Here is a 6389-nt window from a genome sequence, read left to right on the forward strand (position 1 = left end):
AGCGGTCTGGGCCTTTTCCCTGGGTCACGGTTTTTGTTCCGTCAACCATTCTTCGTAGCTGCGTTTGGGCAGTGACAGGCAGGCGGCGGAGAGAGTCGTCTGTGATTTTTCGCTGACGACGTAGAGCAGGAAACCGCCGGGGGTTTCGATGACGGCACTCACATCGCCAGGGTGGCGGAGTTGCACGCGCAGGACGTTCTGCAAGGCGGGCGGTAATTCCTCGAAGTAAAATTTCTGTTCCTTCGCCGGGCCGTGTGGCCCGGAAATGATTTGTGCGTCCGGGCCGAAACGCTTCTTGATATCGAGTTCATCGGCGGCGGGGGCGTTTGTTTCGGCGGGACGCGGGGTGAGTTGCCAGGTGGTTTCGGTGACGGCGTTGGTATTGGCTTTTTTGAGTTGGGCGAGGAGTTGCGGGGCGGTGGCGCCGTTGGTGCGGGCGGCGAGCAAGGAGTTGCGGATTTGCTCGGATTCGTGGCGCTTCGCGGCATGGAGTGCGTCGTCATTCTCGAACTTGTCGTGCAGCAATCGCTCCACGAGGATGGGGCGGGCAAAGGCTTCCGCAAACCGGGTGGGGTCGTTGCCCAGCGCCGCCTTGATTTCGGCGAGCATTTCCGGCGCGCGGGTCGTGGTGTTGATGCGGTTGACCTCGGCATCAAGCAGGGCGGGGGTGATGGTGATGCCGTAGTTTTTTCGGAGCACGGATTCTTTCTTCAGATCTTGTTGCACGAGATTTTCCAGTGTGGCGCGCGGGAGGGTTTCCTCGAAGGACGCTTTTGTGCCGGTGCGATGATTATAATACACGCGCTCGATGGCGGCATGGTCGGCGCAGAGAGTGGCGAAATCGACGGCACTTGCCGTGGAGCACAAGGTCAGCAGCAGCACGACATAACATTTCTGAAAAAGAATGTCGGAAAAGCAGCGAGCAAATGAGCCCCTCGTCATCGCCTTCTTCCCGGTCGTGGAGAAGAAGAAGAAAGGACGCCTGAGATTTCCACCCTGCACTGCCTTGATTGCGTTCATTTCAGTCATTGCTATCAAAGCACGAATCTTTTTTCGACATTCTTTTTGCAGTGAGGTCTAGTGGATGCCAGCTCAACGGTGGCTGTCACAACCGCTGATAGAGGTAAAGTGCTCGCGCTGGGCGGTAGCTGAAGGTGTCGTTGTAGTACGTGCTGCCGTTAACTCCACCAAACACGATCAGCTCGCTGCCTGTCCACACCGCCGTGTGACTATAGCGGCCAACGGGTGCGCCGGGCATGGTTACCACGGTCCAACTGTCAGAAGCGGGATTGTACCGTGCGCCGTCGTTAAAGGTGCTGTTGCCGAGCCCGCCCCAGATGATCATTTCGCTCCCGGTCCAGACTGCCGTATGTCCGTCACGTGCGGCGGGCGCACCGATGGTGGATCCCGCCAGCCAGCCTATCCAGCTGTTGGAGGAGGGACTGAAGCGTGCGCCATCATTCAAGAAGTTGGTGCCGTTATACCCGCCCCAAATAATCATTTCGCTGCCTGTCCAAACTGCACTATGAGCGGAGCGTACGGGAGGTGCCACGGTGGTGGGCATGGATGTCCAACTATTGGCTGTGGGATTGTAGCGCCCACCATCATTCAATGTGTTGATGCCATTGTTCCCGCCCCAGACGATCATCTCGCTGCCGGTCCATACTGAGGTGTGCTGGTAGCGCGCACTGGGCGCGCCAGTGGCGGTCACAGCGGTCCAAGTGTTGGCGGTAGGATTATAACGCGCGCCGTTGTTAAATGGGGTAGTGCCGTTGAATCCACCCCAGACAATCATTTCGCTGCCTGTCCAGACCACCGAGTGAAAGTAACGTGCGGTGGGTGCACCAGTGGTGGTTACCGGCGCCCAGTTGTTGGCGGTAGGATTATAGCGTAAGCCGTCGTTCAAGTAGTTAGTGCCATGAATCCGCCCCAGACGATCATCTGGCTGCCTGTCCAGACCGCGGTGTGAAGCGCCCGCGCAGTGGGTGCACCGGTGGTGGTCACCGTCGTCCAGTTGTTGGCCGTGGGATTGTAACGTGCGCCGTCGTTAAAAAAGCTGGTTCCATTGTATCCGCCCCAGACAATCATCTCGCTGCCCGTCCACACCGTCGTGTGATAGGCGCGTGCGGTGGGTGCACCGGTGGCAGGAACCGTTGTCCAGATGTTGGCTGCAGGATTGAAGCGCCCGCCGTCGTTCAAGTAGCCGAAAAAGCCATATCCGCCCCAGACGATCATTTCGCTGCCCGTCCAAACTGCCGTATGACTATAGCGTCCGTTGGGCACGCCAGTGGTGGCCACCGCCGTCCAAGTGTCGGCCGCAGGATTATAGCGTGCTCCGTCGTTAAAATAGTAGCCGTTGTATCCACCCCAGATGATCATCTCATTGCCCGTCCAGACCGCCGTGTGATATGTGCGCGCGGCAGGGGCACCGATGGCGCTTACTGCGGTCCAGCTATCGGCTGCGGGATTGTAGCGTCCACCATCACCTCGATAGTCGGCATTGGCACTTCCGCCCCAGACAATCATGTCACTCCCCGTCCACACTGCCGTGTGCACGTAGCGTGCTACGGGCGCACCTGTGGTGGTCATCGCCGTCCAGGTGTTTGCTGCGGGATTATAGCGCGCGCCATCGTTCAAATAGTGGCTGGTGGCGTTGTGGCCGCCCCAGACGATCATCTCACTCCCCGTCCACACGGCTGTGTGCTGGTTGCGCGCGGCAGGTGCTCCGGTGGCAGTTATCGCCGTCCAGGCGTTAGTAGTCGGATTATAGCGTGCGCCATCGCTAAAAAAGCTGGTGCCGCCACTCCATCCGCCCCAGACGATCATCTCACTCCCCGTCCACACGGCTGTGTGCTGGTTGCGCGCGGCAGGTGCTCCGGTGGCAGTTACTGCCGTCCAAGCGTTAGCGGCGGGATTATAGCGTGCGCCATCGCCAAAATAGCTGGTGCCGCCACTCCATCCGCCCCAGATGATCATCTCACTCCCCGTCCAAACCGTGGTGTGGTACATGCGCCCAGCGGGTGCCCCGGTAGTGGTTATCGCCGTCCAGATGTTGGCGGTAGGATTATAACGTGCACCATCATTCACATAGCTGCTGCCGCTCCATCCGCCCCAGATGATCATCTCACTTCCCGTCCAAACGGCTGTATGCTGATAGCGGGTTACTGGGGGAGCACCGCTGGCGCGCTGTTCCCAAACATCACCCAAATCGACCTTGCCCAGTTTCACATAGCCGACATTGAGGAGATTGAGATCTGTGTAATTGCTGGAGAGCACCATGCCTCCGCTGGGCACGGCACTTTGGCCCAGCGCATTGAGGTTCGCCGCCGCTGCTCCGGTGGCCAGCATGTTGGAAGTGATGGTGCCGCTGCCGATGTTGCCGGCGGGGATCGTTCCGTTGATGCCGGCTGCGTTCACGCCGCCTGCGAAAATGGCATAGGGCGATGGCGTGAGCGGCTGCCGTGGAGTCAGTGTGGTGAACGCGCCGCCACCGTTGGTGCACACCCCGATCTCCAGCCAGCGATTGTTGCCGGTGAAGACGCCCGGGCCGAAATCCAGTGTGACTGTGAACAGGCCGTTGCTCACGGCCGTGGCGGCGTTGGTGATCGGCCCGGCAAGGAGGACGCCGGGGGTGTTGGTGGAATCGTAAATAGCAAAGCGCAGATCGTAAGTTCCATTGGCCGGACTCGCGCCATTGTTCAAACGGCCCTGGTAGGTGAAGGCGGTGCCCTGGGCGCAGGCCGAGGGTGTGCGGCCAAACAAAAGGGTGAGGGAAAAGAAAATGCAGCTGAGTCCTTTGAAGTTCATGAAATTTTTAAGTGCCATGTGAAAACCCTGAAGGCGAGACGGTAGTAAAGCGGGAGGGTAAAGCAAGGCCAAAAACGCGTCATCAGCGTGCTGAATTGGATGCGAAGAAGGAGCTGGATTGGGCTGGTGGGTTCCGCTTCGGGCACGGGTGAGGAGTTATTTGGAATCGTGGGCCGAAGCGGAGGATGGTAGAGATGATAAATGACAAATTCCCGAAGCCCAAGGAATGTTCAGTGTTTAGTGTGCGCAGGAGGAGTTTCCATGGAACTGGATTTCTTTTGGATTTGTAATAACAGACAGGCCTGCCCTGCTATGAGATATGCCGGAGGCTTAACAGGGATCAAGCCACACTGTTTCTTTAAAAGTGCGAGACTACCCAATTCCACGCATGAGATAAAACAATGAAACACGCGATCCCAGAAAATGCCGAGATTCCCAGCCATAAACCAAACTTAGTTCCCCACCAAGGCAAAAATGAAAACAGACCAAAGGACTTCTCATACCACTCCTGAAACGACTGGGTGGAGTCGTCCGCATCACGGAAAAACCAGTTTAACGTGATCAATGCCACGGCAATCGATGCCACAACCGAGATAATGAGAATGATTGGCATAATCGCTCGTGGCCTAAAGCCCGCGTACAGCAGCCGCCGGGCCGTGAGCGGGGGATGTAATGCAGATATGCTACAGCTTCTTGTCAGGCATCCAAGACATCTCGAATCCTTTCGAGGATAAATGGCAGGAGGTTTTTCCCTTCATTGGTTGTCAATGCGCGCTAACCGATTTGGAAACCAGCGCTCCGGGCGAAACAATTATTTCTTTCCCGGTATAGATTGGAGTTTGTTTAGCGGCAGAGGTCTTTTCCGGAATGAGCGGGACCTGATCCAGCGGCAGGGGTGGGCGGTACATGCCGTCGCTCGTTGATGGCTGATATATGAGCGGGTTACTCGGATCCTGCGGATCATAATATGGCTGTGTTTGTGCAAGAGCGCTTTCTGCTTTCATTTTGGACTCCTTCGCGATGCGCTCCTGCTCAGCCTGGGCTTGCCGGGCTTGTAGCTCGGCGTTTTCTCTGGCCTCGATTTCCGCCTGTTTTTCTTCCTCAATCCTTCTTATGGCAATGTGATTGGTTGCGTCCTCGTATTCTGACCAAAATTTCTTTTGCAACGTCTGTTGAGCGTGAACCTGGTCTGTTTCAAAGGCGGCTGCCTTTTGTGGGTCATAAGCGTATTCGCGTTGCAGATTCTCAGGCAGGATCGCAAATTTCAGTTTCGCGCTTCCGAGTCCGCCGCCTGGAGGTTGGTAGCTGAGAATGATTCCGTCGGGTTCAACCCTTTCTACTTCGGCTGCGGGATAAGTTTTTCCTTCGCGCGTGGTGATTTCCCCGGCCGGGAGGAGGGGGGGAATGAGCGATCCCAGGATGACGGCGAGTCCGAGCGGTACCGGCTTCATATTTGATTTGATGATTTGGGTTGCCGGATTATTCATTGTACTTTTCAGTTCAGGGGCGGAGTCCAGCGCGTCGAAGCCAGTTTGTTAGACCCCGGCTCAATGTGAGTAGGAACCCCAGGCTGTTGCGATTGGTCTTTCGCTAACATCTGTAACCGTGTCGCCACTGAACGTAACCTTCCAACTACCCCAACCGTGGACGTCATGTGGGATGCCCCACTTTGCGATCTGGCAATGCTCAACATCGCCCATCGGTTGCACGGATTTCGGCGGACCGAGTAATGCATAGACCTGCTCCCGGGTCATTCCGACCTTCAGTTGGTCGTAAGCTGCTGCGGTCGCTTTTGGATTTGAATTTGGCGTGCTGCAACCCAGCAACGAGACGCCAAGAACAGCAAACAAAATGTATTTCATAGTGTATGGGGTCTAACAATCCTTTGGCCGCAATCGTGCGGTCTGATATTGTAGTCTGCTTCTGATTCTGTTTGCGCCCTGTGTTTTGTCAATCAAATGTTCGGCCTGATTCCAGATGACTTTGGATTTGGGAAAACTAAATCGGGGGAACCCCACAGAAGTTGGTTTTGGAGATTTCAAAGGCCATCCATTGTCCGGTTATAGAGGAGAAGCTAAAATAATTTCGGTCTGCCCCTTTCCTGTTTGATCGACAGCCTCCGAACCAGGAGTGCGCTGGGTTGGGTCGGTGAGTTCCGCTTCGGGCTCGAGTGCGGAGTTGTTTGGAATTGTGGGCCGAAGCGGGTTTCCCTTTTTGGACCGGTAACTATACACATGCCGGCGTGTGTGAACCTGATTGCTGCCGGGAAGTCTGGGCAGGGTGTGAGGATGCTTATGGAGAATTTGTGATGGCGCAGTTGGGCCTTCGGTTGGGCGGGGAGGGGGGATGGTTGGCTCGCTTGGTCCGAAGGGGGATTTTTTTGACGTTAACCCAAGGTAGGCGCTCAAGGGCAGAAGGCAGAGCGCCAACCTTGGGCTGTAAGTCGCATCCCCCTTGGGGAAGGCTTGTTAGGCTGGCGCGCGAGAGCATGAGCCCATATATGGGACGGATGGGTTGCGTGTTGCGTGTTGCGTGTTGCGTGTTGCGTGTTGCGTGTTGCGTGTTGCGTGTTGCGTGTTGCG

At 56.5% G+C, this 6389-nt stretch carries 6 protein-coding genes; all 6 read right to left on the reverse strand.

Features of this window, described 5'->3' with window-relative positions; genetic code table 11:
- Positions 1 to 24 precede the first annotated feature (24 nt).
- A complete protein-coding gene (locus tag CFLAV_RS16455; protein WP_150107454.1) occupies positions 25 to 1020 on the reverse strand; it encodes a hypothetical protein in 996 nt (331 codons plus the stop codon).
- Positions 1021 to 1105: 85 nt separating this feature from the next.
- A complete protein-coding gene (locus CFLAV_RS16460) occupies positions 1106 to 1906 on the reverse strand; it encodes a Kelch repeat-containing protein (RefSeq protein WP_007415906.1) in 801 nt (266 codons plus the stop codon).
- Positions 1903 to 3807 (reverse strand): Kelch repeat-containing protein, encoded by a 1905-nt coding sequence (locus tag CFLAV_RS16465; RefSeq protein ID WP_040549106.1) that lies wholly within the window; start codon positions 3805 to 3807, stop codon positions 1903 to 1905. Before CFLAV_RS16465 ends, CFLAV_RS16460 begins: the two co-directional genes overlap by 4 nt.
- 358 nt (positions 3808 to 4165) lie before the next feature.
- Positions 4166 to 4420, reverse strand: coding sequence for a hypothetical protein (locus tag CFLAV_RS16470; protein WP_007415908.1), 255 nt, complete (start codon positions 4418 to 4420; stop codon positions 4166 to 4168).
- Positions 4421 to 4571: 151 nt separating this feature from the next.
- The gene (locus tag CFLAV_RS16475) at positions 4572 to 5294 is read right to left on the reverse strand and encodes a hypothetical protein (protein ID WP_007415910.1); all 723 of its coding nucleotides are present in this window, start codon (positions 5292 to 5294) and stop codon (positions 4572 to 4574) included.
- Positions 5295 to 5354: 60 nt separating this feature from the next.
- Positions 5355 to 5669 carry an outer membrane protein assembly factor BamE domain-containing protein gene (gene bamE / locus CFLAV_RS16480; protein WP_007415911.1) on the reverse strand — a complete coding sequence of 105 codons (315 nt, stop codon included), beginning with the start codon at positions 5667 to 5669 and terminating at the stop codon, positions 5355 to 5357.
- Positions 5670 to 6389 lie beyond the last annotated feature (720 nt).

This window comes from Pedosphaera parvula Ellin514, from assembly GCF_000172555.1.
GTDB lineage: Bacteria > Verrucomicrobiota > Verrucomicrobiia > Limisphaerales > Pedosphaeraceae > Pedosphaera.

Bases quoted from the DNA above. Each gene is read 5' to 3' on its own strand.
- CFLAV_RS16475 (WP_007415910.1), bottom strand. From the start codon at position 5,294: ATGAATAATCCGGCAACCCAAATCATCAAATCAAATATGAAGCCGGTA.
- bamE (WP_007415911.1), bottom strand. From the start codon at position 5,669: ATGAAATACATTTTGTTTGCTGTTCTTGGCGTCTCGTTGCTGGGTTGC.
- CFLAV_RS16465 (WP_040549106.1), bottom strand. From the start codon at position 3,807: ATGAACTTCAAAGGACTCAGCTGCATTTTCTTTTCCCTCACCCTTTTG.
- CFLAV_RS16455 (WP_150107454.1), bottom strand. From the start codon at position 1,020: ATGAACGCAATCAAGGCAGTGCAGGGTGGAAATCTCAGGCGTCCTTTC.
- CFLAV_RS16470 (WP_007415908.1), bottom strand. From the start codon at position 4,420: ATGCCAATCATTCTCATTATCTCGGTTGTGGCATCGATTGCCGTGGCA.